At 66.8% G+C, this 15,384-nt stretch carries 14 protein-coding genes; 8 read left to right on the plus strand and 6 right to left on the minus strand.

Annotated features, from left to right (window positions below; translation table 11 throughout):
- Nucleotides 1-168 precede the first annotated feature (168 nt).
- Nucleotides 169-1,479, plus strand: coding sequence for a fimbrial protein (locus HWY37_RS12640; RefSeq protein ID WP_246302270.1), 1,311 nt, complete (start codon nucleotides 169-171; stop codon nucleotides 1,477-1,479).
- 93 nt (nucleotides 1,480-1,572) lie between these two features.
- Nucleotides 1,573-3,402: a DNA helicase RecQ gene (recQ, locus tag HWY37_RS12645; RefSeq protein ID WP_175205190.1), complete on the plus strand. Its 1,830-nt coding sequence runs from the start codon at nucleotides 1,573-1,575 to the stop codon at nucleotides 3,400-3,402.
- A gap of 40 nt (nucleotides 3,403-3,442) precedes the next feature.
- Here recQ and HWY37_RS12650 read toward each other — a convergent pair whose 3' ends face one another.
- Both HWY37_RS12650 and HWY37_RS12655 read right to left on the minus strand, forming a co-directional pair.
- A complete protein-coding gene (locus HWY37_RS12650; protein ID WP_176088749.1) occupies nucleotides 3,443-4,495 on the minus strand; it encodes a cytochrome d ubiquinol oxidase subunit II in 1,053 nt (350 codons plus the stop codon).
- Complete coding sequence (locus tag HWY37_RS12655; protein ID WP_175205192.1) at nucleotides 4,492-5,835, minus strand: cytochrome ubiquinol oxidase subunit I; 1,344 nt, start codon at nucleotides 5,833-5,835, stop codon at nucleotides 4,492-4,494. The genes HWY37_RS12650 and HWY37_RS12655 overlap by 4 nt, the downstream gene beginning before the upstream one ends.
- Nucleotides 5,836-5,971: 136 nt before the next feature.
- On the opposite strand from HWY37_RS12655, the gene HWY37_RS12660 reads away from it, so the two are divergent.
- The 4 genes from HWY37_RS12660 to minE all read left to right on the plus strand — a co-directional run bounded on the left by HWY37_RS12660 (nucleotide 5,972) and on the right by minE (nucleotide 9,967).
- On the plus strand, nucleotides 5,972-7,738 hold the full coding sequence (locus tag HWY37_RS12660; protein WP_175205193.1) for a glutamine--tRNA ligase/YqeY domain fusion protein: 1,767 nt from the start codon (nucleotides 5,972-5,974) through the stop codon (nucleotides 7,736-7,738).
- Between the two features lie 160 nt (nucleotides 7,739-7,898).
- Complete coding sequence (gene minC / locus HWY37_RS12665; protein WP_175205194.1) at nucleotides 7,899-8,768, plus strand: septum site-determining protein MinC; 870 nt, start codon at nucleotides 7,899-7,901, stop codon at nucleotides 8,766-8,768.
- A 122-nt stretch (nucleotides 8,769-8,890) separates the two neighbouring features.
- Nucleotides 8,891-9,706 carry a septum site-determining protein MinD gene (gene minD, locus HWY37_RS12670; RefSeq protein WP_041652327.1) on the plus strand — a complete coding sequence of 272 codons (816 nt, stop codon included), beginning with the start codon at nucleotides 8,891-8,893 and terminating at the stop codon, nucleotides 9,704-9,706.
- A 3-nt stretch (nucleotides 9,707-9,709) separates the two neighbouring features.
- Nucleotides 9,710-9,967, plus strand: a complete 258-nt coding sequence (gene minE, locus HWY37_RS12675) for a cell division topological specificity factor MinE (RefSeq protein WP_175205195.1) — start codon at nucleotides 9,710-9,712, stop codon at nucleotides 9,965-9,967.
- Nucleotides 9,968-10,058: 91 nt separating this feature from the next.
- Here the strand turns inward: minE and HWY37_RS12680 are convergent, their stop codons facing one another.
- From HWY37_RS12680 to HWY37_RS12695, 4 genes are all read right to left on the minus strand, one after another.
- Nucleotides 10,059-10,283 carry a glycine zipper 2TM domain-containing protein gene (locus HWY37_RS12680; RefSeq protein ID WP_042796532.1) on the minus strand — a complete coding sequence of 75 codons (225 nt, stop codon included), beginning with the start codon at nucleotides 10,281-10,283 and terminating at the stop codon, nucleotides 10,059-10,061.
- 191 nt (nucleotides 10,284-10,474) lie between these two features.
- Nucleotides 10,475-11,008, minus strand: a complete 534-nt coding sequence (locus tag HWY37_RS12685; protein WP_175205196.1) for an isochorismatase family protein — start codon at nucleotides 11,006-11,008, stop codon at nucleotides 10,475-10,477.
- A 125-nt stretch (nucleotides 11,009-11,133) separates the two neighbouring features.
- Nucleotides 11,134-12,807: an energy-dependent translational throttle protein EttA gene (gene ettA, locus HWY37_RS12690; protein ID WP_175205197.1), complete on the minus strand. Its 1,674-nt coding sequence runs from the start codon at nucleotides 12,805-12,807 to the stop codon at nucleotides 11,134-11,136.
- 106 nt (nucleotides 12,808-12,913) lie between these two features.
- Entirely contained in the window at nucleotides 12,914-13,834 is a 921-nt protein-coding gene (locus HWY37_RS12695) for a DMT family transporter (protein ID WP_175205198.1), read from the minus strand.
- Nucleotides 13,835-13,933: 99 nt separating this feature from the next.
- Here HWY37_RS12695 and HWY37_RS12700 point away from each other — a divergent pair, with 99 nt between their 5' ends.
- Nucleotides 13,934-14,731, plus strand: coding sequence for an AraC family transcriptional regulator (locus HWY37_RS12700; RefSeq protein WP_175205199.1), 798 nt, complete (start codon nucleotides 13,934-13,936; stop codon nucleotides 14,729-14,731).
- Between the two features lie 113 nt (nucleotides 14,732-14,844).
- Nucleotides 14,845-15,363: a hypothetical protein gene (locus tag HWY37_RS12705; protein ID WP_175205200.1), complete on the plus strand. Its 519-nt coding sequence runs from the start codon at nucleotides 14,845-14,847 to the stop codon at nucleotides 15,361-15,363.
- The last annotated feature ends 21 nt before the right edge of the window (nucleotides 15,364-15,384 follow it).

The raw sequence follows: 15,384 nt of genomic DNA on the forward strand, positions 1-15,384 counted from the left end.
TGAAATATACCTGTTGCACGATGTTGGACGCGTTTTCCAGCGCTTTCCCGGCAAGCCGCTGCATCGCGCCCGGACTGGCCCTAAAATAGGGGCCAGCCCTCCTCAGCCTGTCCGCTTTGCTAAAGAACGCTTACAGGCCGGGCGGCATTCCCTTTCTACACTGCATCTATGATCGCCCCTGCAATCATCTGGCGAAAACGGTTGTTGCGCGCCGCGCTGGCGGCGGGCCTCGCCTGCCCGTTCGCCCCGGCCCTGAGCGATCCGCTGGCTGCGTCCCCTTATGTTCCGGCCGGCCCCTCGGCACGCGGCATCGGCGTACTGTCCCCGGTACAACCCATACCCGTGCGCCCCGCCCCTTCGATGGCATCGCGCGCGGTGCCGTTGGATCCCTCTCCCTGCGACATGCAGGCCATGGAACCCGTCCTGGACACCACCGTGCACGGCGCGCAGGCCGTCGACGCGGCGGACCCCATACCCGGCACCGGGCTGGCGCTGTCAGGCGACACCCAGCCCGCCGCCCCCCTCGATTGCGGCGTGCTGGCCTCGCCCGAGGAAGCCACGCCGGACTATTCCTTCGCGCTCGAGGACGGGGATTTGCCGCGCATACCCATGGTCGTGATTTCGGGCGTCTCGCGCCCTACCCGCCCCTGGTTCGCCTCCGCCAGCAGCCAGGAAGGCCTGCGCTACGCCGGCGACCGCAACTGGGTCTACCGCAACACCACGGGTCCGTCGGTCTCCGTCGGCAACATCAACGCCCGGGCCCCGGCCTGGGGCAGCAGTGCCCCGGTGGGCGGGCTGCAGATCTCGAACTGGGGCGGATCCGGCGCCACCGCTCCGGAAGGCAGCTTCGGCTATTCGTCCTCGCTCGGCCGGCTCAACCGCATGGACCCCGCCGCCAGCTCGGGCGCCGTGGACTACGGCGACCCCGTGGGCAGCGGCGCCGTGCGCTACGGACTCACGCCCGCGCTGACCGTGGAAGGCCAGGTGCAGAGCGCCCCCATGCTTACCACCCGCGGCATGGGCACCACCTATGCCGCGGGCGAATACGGCACCTTCAAGGCCGGGGCCACGCAGAGCTCCTTCGATGCGGCCAGCGCCTGGCGCTACCGCTTCGACTACAACGTGGACGTGGCCGACAGCGTCAACCTGGGCTATTCCAACGAGCAGATCGGCGCGGGTTACGGCGATCTGTCCAGCTACGCCGGCGGCGGCGCGGCGACCGCGCAGACCCGCAACACGGTGTCGGCCGGCGTCCCCATCACCGGCTGGGGGGTGCTCAGCGGCACCTATTCCGGCCTGCGGGAAGGATCCGCGCTGGCCGAACAGCGGGTGGGCCTGTCCCACAGCATGTTCGTGGCGCCCAAGGTCAAGCTAGCGGTGGGCGCGGACCGCGACATCCTGTCGGGCAATTACGAATGGCGCGCCAACCTGAGCATGCCGGTGGACACCTTCATGCGCGGCACCTGGCTGAGCTGGTAGACCGGCCGTGCCAAGGACGAAAATCTCCCTGTGGAAAGGGTCTGCCGGAATTGCGGCTTAAAATCCCCGCCATGATGCTCCCGGCCTACCCCCATGTCTGACGCGCGCGCCCTCGGCGTGTTGCAGCGCGTTTTCGGTTACGAATCCTTCCGCGGCGACCAGCAAGCCATTGTCGAACAGGTGATCGACGGCGGCGACGCGCTGGTCCTCATGCCCACGGGCGGCGGCAAGTCGCTCTGTTACCAGATCCCGTCCCTGGTCCGCGAAGGCACTGGCATCGTCGTGTCGCCGCTGATCGCGCTGATGCAGGACCAGGTCGATGCCCTGACCGAACTGGGCGTGCGCGCAGCCTTCCTGAACTCCACCCAGGAATGGCGGGTCGCCCGCGACGTCGAACAAGCCTTCCTGGCCGGCGAGCTGGACCTGCTCTACGTGGCGCCCGAGCGCCTGCTGACCGACCGCTGCCTGCAGTTGCTGGAACGCGGCCGCATCGCGCTGTTCGCCATCGACGAGGCCCACTGCGTGTCCCAATGGGGCCACGACTTCCGTCCGGAATACCTGGGCCTGTCCATGCTGCACGAACGCTGGCCCGACGTGCCGCGCATCGCGCTCACGGCCACCGCCACCGCCGATACCCGCAGCGAGATCGCCCAGCGCTTGCAGCTGGACGACGCGCGCCACTTCGTTTCCAGCTTCGACCGCCCCAACATCCGCTACCGCATCATCGAAAAGAACGAGGTGCGCAAGCAGCTGCTGGACATGATCCAGACCGATCACGAAGGCGAATCGGGCGTGGTGTATTGCCTGTCGCGGGCCCGCGTGGAAGAAACCGCGGAGTTCCTGTGCAACCAGGGCATCGACGCCATGCCGTACCACGCGGGCCTCAGCGCGCAGGTGCGCGCCGCCAACCAGGCGCGCTTCCTGCGCGAGGACGCCGTGGTCATGGTGGCCACCATCGCCTTCGGCATGGGCATCGACAAGCCCGACGTGCGCTTCGTGGCGCACATCGACCTGCCCAAGTCCGTGGAAGGCTATTACCAGGAAACCGGCCGCGCCGGCCGCGACGGCCTGCCCGCCACGGCCTGGCTGGCCTATGGCCTGCAGGACGTGGTGCAACAGCGCCGCATGATCGACGAGTCGCCCGGCGAAGAGTCCTATCGCCGCCGCCTGGGCCAGCAGCTGGACGCCATGCTGGGACTGTGCGAAACGGTGGAATGCCGGCGGGTGCGCCTGCTGGCCTACTTCGGCCAACAGATCACGGCCTGCGGCAACTGCGACGTCTGCCTGGACCCGCCGCAGGCCTGGGACGGCACGGTGGCGGCGCAGAAAGTGCTGTCCGCCGTCTACCGCCTGTGGAAGGAACGCGGCCAGCGCTACGGCGCCGGCCACATCATCGACATCCTGCGCGGCAAGGTCACCGAACGCACCAAGCAGCATGGCCACGAAACGCTGAGCGTGTTCGGCGTGGGCGCGGACCTGAGCGATACCGCCTGGCGCGGCGTGCTGCGCCAATTGCTGGCGCAAGGGCTGCTGACGGTGGACAACGAAGGCTTCGGCACCCTGGCCCTGACCGAAGGCAGCCGCGCCGTGCTCAAGGGCGAACGGCAACTGATGCTGCGCCGGGAATCCGAAAAGAAGCCGCGCTCGGGCAAGACCGGCAGCGGCCGCCCCAAGGCCGCGGCCATCGACCTGCCGGCCGAACTGCAACCGGTATTCGAGGCGCTGCGCGCCTGGCGCGGCGAAGTCGCCAAGAGCCATGGCGTGCCGGCCTACGTCATCTTCCACGACGCCACGCTGCGCGAAATCGCGCTGGCCCAGCCCGAATCCATGGACGAACTGAGCCACATCAGCGGCGTGGGCGCCCGCAAGCTGGAAGCCTACGGCGAGGAAATCCTGCAGCGGGTGGCCAAGCCCGTCTTGTGACGGCGGCGCTGTCCGGGCGCCGCGGCCACCACCAGCCGGATCAGGTCGGCGGCGGCAGCAGCGGCACTCGCGCGCGCTCCTTGCCGAAGACCGAGCGGTAGGCCAGGATGTTGAACACCAGCACCACCGGAACACCCACGACTGCGCCGGCCAGCACCAGGCGCATCGAGCCCAGCGCGCCCGCGCCGTCCCACAGCGTCATGTCGTCCAGGATCAGGTAGGGGAACAGGCTGTAGGCCAGCCCGCTGAGCATCAGCAGGAACAAGGCCACGCACAGCACGAACGGCAGCCAGCTGAAGCGGTCCGCGCGGCCGGGCAGCCGCGCCAGCAGCATTTCGGCGGCGACGAAGCCCGCCAGCATCATCACCCAGACCGTGGCCGCCAGGCTCAGGTGGGCGATATTGCTCCATTTGTAGAAGATGCCGGCGTTGGCCAGGCCCAGCGTAACCGCGATCGCCACCATGCCCACCGCCGTCCAGCGGATGGCGTGGCGAGCCCAGTTGGCGGCGCGGCGCTGCAGGTCGCCGTCCACCCGCATCACCAGCCAGGACGCGCCCAGCAGCACATAAGCCGCCACCGCGCACAGGCCGACGAACATGGAGAACCAGCCATAGCCGGCATCGGACTGGTAGCCGGTGGCGATCCGGCCCAGCAGCATGCCCTGGCCGAAGGCGGTGATCAGCGAGCCGGCCCAGAAGCCGAAGATCCAGCGCGGCTTCATTTCGTTGCGCGCGCGGATGCGGAATTCGAACGACACGCTGCGCAGCACCACGCCCAGCACCATGCAGGTCAGCGGCCCGTAGAGCTTGCCCAGCACCGCGCCCCAGGCGAACGGGAATGCCGCCGCGAACAGGCCCATGCCCAGCAGCAGCCAGAACTCATTGGCGTCGCGCCACGGGCTCAGCAGGCTCATCATGCGGCCGCGCTCGTGCTCCGGCGCCAACTGCAGCAGTATGCCCACGCCCAGGTCGAAGCCGTCCAGCACCATGCCGGCGGCGATGACCACGAACAGCATGGCCATGAAGGCCAGCGGCATCCAGAAAGAAGGATCGTCGGGGTTGAGCCCCTGCGAGGCGGCCAGCATGGCGATCATTGCGCACCTCCGCCCAGTTTGCGCACGGGCACGACGCCGTAGCGCGCCGCATGGAACAACATGCCGACGAACGCCGCGAGCAGCAGCGCGTACAGCACGCCATAGCCGATCAGGCCGTACAGCACGGTGCTGGAGGCGACGATGCCCAGCACTTCGGATTGCGTGATGGTGCCGTTCACGGCGAACGGCTGCAGGCCCAGGATGGAGACCCACCACCCGGCCACGACCGCGATCGCGCCGGAGAACATCATGCCGCACAGCACCCGCTGCCACCAGCGCGGCAGGGTCGAAGGATCCAGGCCGCGCCGGAAGGTCCACAGGAAGGTCACGCAGGCCACGGCCAGCATCAGCAGGCCCAGCCCGGCCGCTACGCGCAGCGACCAGAAGGTCAGCGCCACCGGCGGCAGCATGCCGGAATACTTGTCCAGGCCGCGGTAGGTGCCGTCCTGGTTGCGGTGCAGCCACATGCCGCCGGTATTGCGCAGGGTCACGTCGGCCACGTTGGTATGGGCGCGGGCATCGGGCCAGCCGAACAGCACCAGTTGCGGTTCGGAACCGCTTTCCCAGAAGCCGGCAGCCGCCGCGGCCTTGGCGGGCTGCAGCTTGGCGACCATCTGCCCGGCGCCGGTCGCGACCGGCAACTGCAGGAAGGCAGCCACCACCGCCACCACCAGGCCGGTCTTGAAAGTGTTGCGCTCGCCGTCGCCCAGCGGCCGCCGCAGGGCCTGCAAGGCGGTCACGCCCATCATCAGGAACGCGGCGGCCAGCGCGGCGCCCACGACCACCACGGCCATGCGCCAGCCCACCGAGGGATTCAGCACCACGGCGGTCCAGTCGTAGACCTGGTAGCGCCCATCGACCAGCAGCGCGCCGTCCGGCGTCTGCATCCAGGACTGCAGCGCCAGCACCCAGAACACCGCCACCAGCTGCCCCACGGCCACCATCAGCACGGCCAGCGTATGGGCGCCGTCCGACACGCGGCGCTGGCCGAACAGCATGACGCCCAGGAAGCAGGATTTGAGGATGAACACGGACAGGATGCCGTAGCCCAGCAAGGGGCCCGCCACGTTGCCGATCTTGTCCATCAGGCCCGCCCACAGGCTGCCCAGCTGGATCAGCACCGGCACGCTGGTCGCCAGGGTCAGCACGAAGGCCAGCGCGAAGATCCGCACCCAGAAGCGGTAGGCGGCCGTCCAGCCGCCATGGCCGGACCAGCGCGCCCTGATCTTGAAGAACAGCAGCACCCAGGCAAGCGCCAGCGAGAAGGCCAGGAAAAACGCCAGAAAGCTCAGGCTGGCCACGAACTGCGTGCGAGCCAGGGATAACGTGGATATGTCCATGATGGGCCGTAGTGTAGAGCCAGTTACATGAATGTGGGGCCAGTTTGAAACCGGTTGCACGGACACGTAAAAGGCCTCGCCTGCGGAACGTGGCAAAATTGACTCTTTGTCGCTGCTTTTTCCTATTCTTTCAAGAATGACCTCCGCCACGACGCCGACCCCTGCCGCATCGAATTTCCTGCTCAACATCGTTCAAGACGACCTCGAAGCCCAGCGCTTCGCAGGCAAGCGTTGGGCGGGCAAGCCTGGCCCGGCGGCCTTGCAACAACAGGGCGGACTGGATCCGGCCCGCATCCGCACGCGCTTCCCGCCGGAGCCCAACGGCTACCTGCACATCGGCCACGCCAAGAGCATCTGCGTGAACTTCGGGCTGGCGCGCGACTTCGGCGGCGTCTGCCACCTGCGCTTTGACGACACCAATCCCGAAAAGGAAGACCAGGAGTACGTCGACGCGATCATCGAGGCCGTGCACTGGCTGGGCTTCGACTGGAAGGCGGACGGCAACGAAAACCTGTACTTCGCCAGCGACTACTTCGGCTACATGTACGAGTTCGCCGAGGCGCTGGTCGAGGCCGGCCACGCCTACGTCGACGAGCAAAGCCCCGAAGAGATCCGCGCCAACCGCGGCACGCTGACCGAACCCGGCACCGACTCGCCCTGGCGCAACCGCCCGGCCGCCGAGTCGCTGACGCTGCTGCGCGAAATGCGCGACGGCAAGCATCCCGACGGCAGCCTGGTGCTGCGAGCGAAGATCGACATGGCTTCGCCCAACATCAACCTGCGCGACCCGGTCATGTACCGCGTGCGCCATGCCCACCACCACCGCACCGGCGACCAGTGGTGCATCTACCCGATGTACAGCTGGGCGCACCCGGTGGAAGACGCGCTGGAAGGCATCACGCACAGCGTCTGCACGCTGGAGTTCGAAGACCAGCGCCCGTTCTACGACTGGATCCTGGCGCGCCTGGCCGAACTGGGCAAGCTGGCCCAGCCGCTGCCGCACCAGTACGAATTCTCCCGCCTGAACCTGAGCTACGTCGTCACCAGCAAGCGCAAGCTGCTGCAACTGGTGCGCGAAGGCCACGTGGACGGCTGGGACGACCCCCGCATGCCGACCATCTTCGGCCTGCGCCGCCGCGGCTACACGCCGTCCTCGATCCGCTTGTTCTGCGACCGTACCGCCGTGTCCAAGTCCGACTCGCGCATCGACTACAGCCTGCTGGAGCAGGCGGTGCGCGACGACCTGGACCCGGTCGCGCCGCGCTCGGTGGCCGTGCTGGATCCGATCAAGCTGGTCATCACCAACTACCCGGAAGGCCAGACCGAGATCTGCACCGCGCCGCGCAACCCGCATGATCCCGAAGCCGGCGTGCGCGAGTTCCCGCTGTCGCGCGAACTCTGGATCGAACGCGACGACTTCCGCGAAGAAGCGCCCAAGAAGTACTTCCGCCTGTTCCCGGGCAACACCGTGCGCCTGAAGTACGGCTACGTGGTGCGCTGCACCGGCTTCACCAAGAACGAGGCCGGCGAGGTCGTCGAGGTCCAGGCCGAGTACCTGCCGGACACCAAGAGCGGCACGCCCGGCGCCGACAGCGTCAAGGTCAAGGGCAACATCACCTGGGTCAGCGCGGCCCATGCGGTGCCGGCCCAGATCCACCTGTACGACCGCCTGTTCGCCGACGCGCGTCCCGACGGCGGCGACAAGGACTTCCTGGCCTGCCTGAACCCGAATTCCAAGCAGACCGTCACGGCCTGGCTGGAACCGGGCACCATCGCCACGCCGGGCGCCACCTGGCAGTTCGAGCGCCTGGGCTACTTCACGGCCGACCTGAAGGAGTCCACGCCCGACGCGCCGGTGCTCAACCGCGTCGTGACCCTGCGCGACTCGTGGGCGCAAGGCTGACGCGCCGCGTCCGCATTGCACGGAAAAGGCGCCGAAAGGCGCCTTTTTCTTTGGGGCCGCCCCCTGCGCATGCGGCCCCTGGGCGGGTTATCATCCCCCGAACCTCGCAGCCGGCCGAGCGCGCCGTTTCCTGGCGCCCGGACCGCCAGCCACAATCAAGATGAACACTGAATCCCTAGCCCTGGACTTCAAAAGCGCCACCCTCTATGCCATCCGGGTGGTCTTGCACAGCGCCGACCCCGAACGCCTGAACGCCGCACTGGCCAAGCGCATGGCCGATGCAGGCAGCTTCTTCGAAAACGAACCCGTGGTCATCGACGCCAGCCGCGTCGAGGAAAAAATCGACTGGACCGCCCTGCTGGCGGCATTGCGCGGCCATAACCTGCCGCCCATCGGCGTGGTGGCCGAAGGCGCCAACCTGGAAGCCGCTCGTGCCGCGGGCCTGGCACCGGTGGAACTGTCCACGCCCACGGCCCGCCCCGCGCCCGTGATCGACACCGCGCCGCCCAACGACGTCGCCACCCCGGTGCCTTCGGTGCCCGCCGCCGCGGTCGAAACCGCGCCCGCCCCCACCGAAGAAACCCCGGCCGAAACGCCCGTGGCCACGGACAAGTCCGATGCCGAACCGCTGCCCGCTCGCGCCGCCAGCAGCACCACCTCGGCCCCCAGCCCCACGCCCGCCGCGCCGCACTCGTCGTCGGCGCTAGTCATCACCAAGCCGCTGCGCTCGGGCCAGCGCGTCTACGCGCGCCACACGGATCTGGTCGTGATCGGCATGGTGAGCCAAGGCGCTGAAGTCATCGCCGACGGCAACGTCCACGTCTACGGTCCGCTGCGCGGCAAGGCCATGGCCGGCGCTCGCGGCGACACCTCGGCCCGCATCTTCACCACCCACCTGGACGCGGAGCTGCTGGCCGTGGCCGGCGTGTACCGCGTGGTCGAGGACAAGCTGGACCGCACGCTGCAAAACCAGCCCGCGCTGATCCGCCTGGACGGCGACACGCTACGCATCGAGGCCCTCAAGGCCTGAGCCCCGGAAATGGCGGCACGCGCAGACACCCGCGCAAATTTCCACACATCCTGTAAGAAGCCTTACAAGGGCTTTTTGCTTTACGATAACGCGATTTATTCGAACATAAGGGTTTGATCGTCATGACACGCATTGTTGTGGTGACTTCCGGCAAAGGCGGCGTGGGCAAAACCACGACCAGCGCCAGTTTTTCTGCAGGACTCGCGATGCGAGGCCACAAGACCGCTGTCATCGACTTCGATGTCGGCTTGCGCAACCTCGACCTGATCATGGGCTGCGAACGTCGCGTCGTGTACGACTTCGTCAACGTGATCCAGGGCGAAGCCACGCTCAACCAGGCCCTGATCAAGGACAAGCAGCTTGAAAACCTGTTCATCCTGCCCGCCTCGCAAACGCGCGACAAGGACGCGCTGACGCAGGAAGGCGTGGAAAAGGTCATCAATGACCTGAAGGGCATGGGCTTCGACTACATCGTCTGCGACTCGCCCGCCGGCATCGAAACTGGCGCGCTGATGGCCGCCTACTTCGCCGACGACGCGCTGGTCGTGACCAACCCGGAAGTCTCGTCGGTGCGCGACTCCGACCGCATCCTGGGCATCCTGGCCGCCAAGTCCAAGCGCGCCGTGGAAGGCGACGAACCGGTCAAGGAATACCTGCTGCTCACGCGCTACAGCCCCAAGCGCGTGGTCGACGGCGAAATGCTGTCGCTGGGCGACATCGAGGACATCCTGCGCATCAAGCTGATCGGCGTGATCCCCGAATCCGAAGCGGTGCTGCAGGCGTCGAACCAGGGCCTGCCGGCCATCCATCTCAGAGACACTGACGTTTCCGAAGCCTACAAGGACGTCGTGGCCCGTTACCTTGGCGAAGACAAGGCCCTGCGCTTTACCGATTACGAAAAGCCCGGTTTCCTGAAACGCCTGTTCGGAGGCAAGTAAGCAATGTCCTTCCTGTCGTTTCTGCTTGGTCAAAAGAAGACCTCCGCATCCGTTGCCAAGGAACGGTTGCAGATCATCCTGGCCCACGAGCGGGGCCGCGGCGACTCGCCCGATTACCTGCCGCAGTTGCAGCAGGAGCTTATCGCCGTCATTTCCAAATACGTGAAGATCAACCCCGATGACATCAAGGTGCACCTGGAACGCCAGGACACGCTGGAGGTCCTCGAAGTGAAGATCGAAATGCCGCAAAACGAGAATTGATGCGGCTGTGCGCGCGGCCTTGGCGGCGCGTGCCACGAGGCCAATAAAAAATGCCCGGCGATGCCGGGCATTTTTCTTGGGGCTGAAGCGCTCAGCGCTTGCCGACCTGATCGCCGATCACGCCGCCGATCGCCGCTCCACCCACTGTTCCGAGGATGCCGCCGTTGGTGATCACGGCGCCCGCGACGCCGCCCAACGCAGCGCCGCCCACCGCGCTCTTCTGGCGATGGCTCATGCCGTCCCAGGAAGAGCAGCCAGCCATGGCTGCGGTCATCGCCAACGCGACACAGATTTTGGAGAGAGATGCGATTTTCATATTTGTGGTTCCTATTCTCGTACCCAGGAACCGCGCATGAAACTGAGTGCGAGCGCGCGGCGCCCATAAGGGTCTGGAACCGTCAGGATCGCAAAATATCCCTGCCTTGGCTGTGAGGTTTGCCCATGAATTGTGTCAAAGGGCGAGATAAATTTTGCGCGCCCCAGGGACAATGTTGCAGGCCGCCGGCGCTATTTGACCAGACGTAACACCTCGCGGAAGCGCGGGTGCTCGCAAGTGCGCATCCACTCGAAAATCGCCATCTCGGTCGTGACGATTTCCGCGCCATGCACACGCGCGCGCCGCAACGCCGCGTGATGATCCGCGGGCTTGCGCGAGCCCGCGGCGTCCGACACCAGCACCGCGTGGTAGCCCAGGTCGATGAGGCCGATCACGGTCTGCAGCACGCAGATGTGCGCTTCGCAGCCCGCAACCAGAATGGTCTTGCGCGCGGCCGGCAGCCAAGCCTCGAAGCCAGGTTCCAGCGCCGAGGAAAAATGCATCTTCTGGAACGTGCTCTGGACTTGCTCGCGCAGCGGTTCGACAGTGGCGCCCAGCATCCTGGCGTGATGCTCGGTGGCGGCCACCGGCACGTCCAGCAGGCGCGCGGCCTGCGCCAGCTTGTGCGCGGCGTTGAGCACGGCCTCGTTGTCGTGGATGACGGGCATCAGGCGGCCCTGCATGTCGACGATCAGCAGGGTGGAATCGGTGGCGGACAACAACATTGCGGGGTACCCCTGGAAGTGGTCAGCAAGGCCCGTTCGCACTATGCCGGGCCTAGCACAGGTCCTAGCATACCCCCGGCAAAAAAAAATCCCGGCGCAAGGCCGGGATTCTCGTCAGGCGCTGATCACTTCAGGGCCTTGTAGCGCAGGCGCTTGGGCTTGGCGCCCTCTTCGCCCAGGCGGCGCTTCTTGTCGGCTTCGTATTCCTGGTAGTTGCCGTCGAAGAACACGACTTGCGAGTCGCCTTCGAAGGCCAGGATGTGCGTGGCGATGCGGTCCAGGAACCAGCGGTCGTGGCTGATGACCATGACGCTGCCGGGGAACTCCAGCAGCGCGTCTTCCAGGGCGCGCAGCGTTTCGACGTCGAGGTCGTTGGACGGTTCGTCCAGCAGCAGCACGTTGCCGCCGGCGATCAGCGTCTTGGCCATGTGCAGGCGGCCGCGTTCACCGCCCGACAGCTGGCCCACGACCTTGTTCTGGTCGCCGCCCTTGAAGTTGAAGCGGCCCAGGTAGGCGCGCGACGACATTTCGAACTTGCCCACGGTAAGCAGGTCGGCGCCGTCGGCCACCGCGTCGAACACGGTCTTCTTGTCTTCCAGCGCGTCGCGCGACTGGTCGACGTAGGCCAGCTTCACGGTCTGGCCGATGTTGACCTCGCCCGAATCCGGCTGCTCGCGGCCGGAAATCATGCGGAACAGCGTCGACTTACCGGCGCCGTTGGCGCCGATGATGCCGACGATGGCGCCCGGCGGCACCTTGAAGCTGAGGTTGTCGATCAGCAGGCGGTCGCCGTAGGCCTTGCTGACGTTGTTGAATTCGATGACCTCGTTGCCCAGGCGCTCGCCCACCGGAATGAAGATTTCCTGGGTTTCGTTGCGCTTCTGGTATTCGTAGGACGACAGTTCCTCGAAGCGGGCCAGGCGCGCCTTGGCCTTGGCCTGGCGGCCCTTCGGGTTCTGGCGCACCCACTCCAGTTCCTTCTTGATGGTCTTCTGGCGGGCCGATTCCGACGCCTCTTCCTGCTTCAGGCGGTCTTCCTTCTGCTCCAACCACGAGCTGTAGTTGCCCTTCCAGGGAATGCCGTAGCCGCGGTCCAGTTCCAGGATCCATTCGGCCGCGTTGTCGAGGAAGTAGCGGTCGTGGGTCACGCCCACCACGGTGCCGGGGAACTTGTGCAGGAATTGCTCCAGCCATTCCACGCTTTCGGCGTCCAGGTGGTTGGTGGGTTCGTCGAGCAGCAGCATGTCGGGCTTGGACAGCAGCAGGCGGCACAGCGCGACGCGGCGCTTTTCGCCGCCCGACAGGTTGCCGATTACGGCATCCCAGGGCGGCAAGCGCAGCGCGTCGGCGGCGATTTCCATCTGGTGCTCGATATCGTCCGCGCCGCTGGAAGCGGCGGCGGCGATGATGGCCTCAAGCTCGGCCTGCTCGGCGGCCAGCGCGTCGAAATCGGCGTCCGGCTCGGCGTAGGCGGCATAGACCTCGTCCAGGCGCTTCTTGGCCGTGACGACGGCGCCCAGGCCCTCTTCCACCGACTGGCGCACCGTGTGCTCGGGGTTGAGCTGCGGTTCCTGCGGCAGGTAGCCGATGTTCAGGCCCGGCATGGGGATGGCTTCGCCTTCGATTTCGCGGTCGACGCCGGCCATGATCTTCAGCAGCGTCGATTTGCCCGAGCCGTTCAGGCCCAGCACGCCGATCTTGGCGCCAGGAAAAAACGAAAGCGAGATGTCGCGCAGGATCTGCCGCTTGGGCGGGACGATCTTGCCGACACGGTTCATGGTGTAGACGTATTGGGCCATGGGCTCGTATAGGAGATATAGCTGAGAAACCGTCGATTGTAGGCCGGAACCCTGACCCGCGTGTGTCCGCGGCCAAATGCCCGGCCGGCGCTCCCGGCCCGGGCGCTCAGGCGTTCCTGGGCCGCGCCGCCCGGCTGCCGAACCGGGTTTGCGCCAACATGACGCCGGCCAGCGCCATCGCGCCGCCGACGATGTGGAACAGGTGCGGCTTTTCGCCCAGGAACACGGCCGCGATCGCCACCGTGGCCACCGGCATCACGTTCAGGAAGATGCTGGCGCGGTTGGGGCCCAGATGCTTCACGCCCTGCATCCACAGGAAGGGCGCGAACAGCGACGGGAACACCGCCGCGTACAGCACCAGCGGCAGGTTGTCGCCGTTGAGCGGCGACGGCGGCGCCATCAGGAAGGCCGGCAACTGGAACAGCACGCCGAAGGCCACCTGCACATACAGCGATTGCCACGGCCCCACGGGCAAGGCCCAGCGGCGCAGCAGCACGCCGTACAGCGCATAGGCCAGCGCGCCCACGCCCATCAGCAGGTCGCCACGGTTGGCGCCCACCTCCAGCAGGCGGGCGGGATCACCCTCGCCGATCAGCAGCGCCAGTCCCGCCAGCGACAGCAGGCCGCCCAGCATGGCCATGACCGAGGGCAGTTCGCGCAGCAGCAGCGCCACCACCGCGATGGTCATCAGCGGAATCATCGCCGTGATGATGCCCATGTTGGTCGCCGTGGTGCTGGCGGCCGCCACATAGGCCAGCCCCTGGTACAGGGCCATGCCCAGCCCGCCCAGCACCGCCAGCTTGTGCAGGTTGGGCAGGATCTGGCGGCGCTGCGCCCATACGCCGGGCAGCGCGAACGGCGTCAGCACCAGGCCGGCCAGGGCCCAGCGGTAGAAGCCGATGGCCGCCGGCGCGATGGCGCTGGCCGCCATCTTGGTGACGATCATGTTGACCGACCAGATCAGGGCCGCAAGCAGGGGATACAGCAGATAGCGGGCGGGAATATGCGGGGTGTGGGCGCGCGTCATGAAGCAAGGCAAAGCGGTAAAGAGAGGATAGGCAAGTGTAGGATCTGTCCGACCTGATGTATATAATGAAAAACAGACAAGATCAGACGAAGTTCCGACATGGCTCCCGCCGATTCCACGCCCACGCTGGCCAGCCACCTGCCCTACCCGCTGGCCTGCCGCATCCTGCACTTCACGCCGCGTTCGCGCATGAAGCGCCACAGCTCGCCCTGGGCGGAACTGAACTTCGCGATCTCGGGCATCATGGAAATCGGCATAGGCGGCGTCACCTACCTGTCGCCGCCGCAGTACGCCATCTGGATACCGCCGCATGTCGAGCATTGCTGCCAGAACGAGGGCGAAGTGCACTACGCCTGCATTGACATCCCGGCCGCGGCCTGCGCCGGCCTGCCCCAGGAACCCTGCACGCTGGAGATCAGCCCGGTCATGCGCGCGATCCTGGGCGACTTCGAACGGCGCGGCGTCAGCTATCCGGATACGCCGGAAGACCGGCGCATGGCGCAGATCGTCATAGACCAGACGCGCCAGGCCCGCGCCTACGCGAGCTACCTGCCGTCCAGCGCCGACCCGCTGCTGGCGCCCATCCTGTCGGCGCTGCAGCACAGCCCGGGCGACAAGCGCGGCGCCGCGCACTGGGCCGCCACCGCCGGCATCACCGAGCGCACGCTGCTGCGCCATTGCCAGCAGCACCTGGGCATGTCGTTCAGCGAATGGCGCTCGCGGCTGCGCGTGGTCAGCGCGCTGGGCATGCTGGACGAAGGCAGGCCGGTACAGTCCGTGGCGCGCGAACTCGGCTACAGCACGCCCTCGGCATTCATCGCCATGTTCCAGCGGCTCACCGGCGAATCGCCGGACAGCGCGCGCAGGCGCAGCCAGGGCGGCGCGCCCGCATCCTGACCCCGGAAAAACGCGTCATCCAAGCGCCTGATGCAAGGCGCGGCCGATCGCGAGACAATACGCCCTACACTTGCCGTGCCGTCGCGGCTTCATCGCGCCCAGGAACCCTTTTCATGTCTGCCTCCGCCACCCCTCCCGCTTCCTTGACCCATTTCAGTGCGCCCGAACTGGACATGCTGGCCAAGACAGCCGACGCCTTGAGCGCCTATCTGGGCAAACCCGTGCTGGCCGAAGTGGTGCTGGGCGATGAAGGCACCGAATGGGTGACCTATGGCGTGCCGGTGGACGAAAACGCCAAGCCCGACGAAGAACAGACCCACGTCCAGATGGGCGGCCCGGGCGCGCGCCTGCTGGGCAACCGCGGCGGCCTGCCGCAGTCCGACGACGACACCTACGACTGCGTCTATCTCTGGGCCATCGAGATCTCGCTGAACGAAGGCGAGCGCTTCATCAAGCTGGACCACGATGGCGAAGAATCCGCCTGGTCCGACAATCTGGAAGACGTGCTGCCGTTCGCCTTGACGGAAGAGCCCGTGCCGGAAGACCCGGACGCGGAAGACGACGAGGACGAAGAAGATGAGGACGATGAGGACGATCACGATCATCCTCACGACCACAACCACCGCCACTGAGGCGGCCCCGGACGGCGGGTC

Origin of the sequence: Achromobacter anxifer, assembly GCF_903652925.1 — a bacterium.
GTDB lineage: Bacteria > Pseudomonadota > Gammaproteobacteria > Burkholderiales > Burkholderiaceae_B > Achromobacter > Achromobacter anxifer.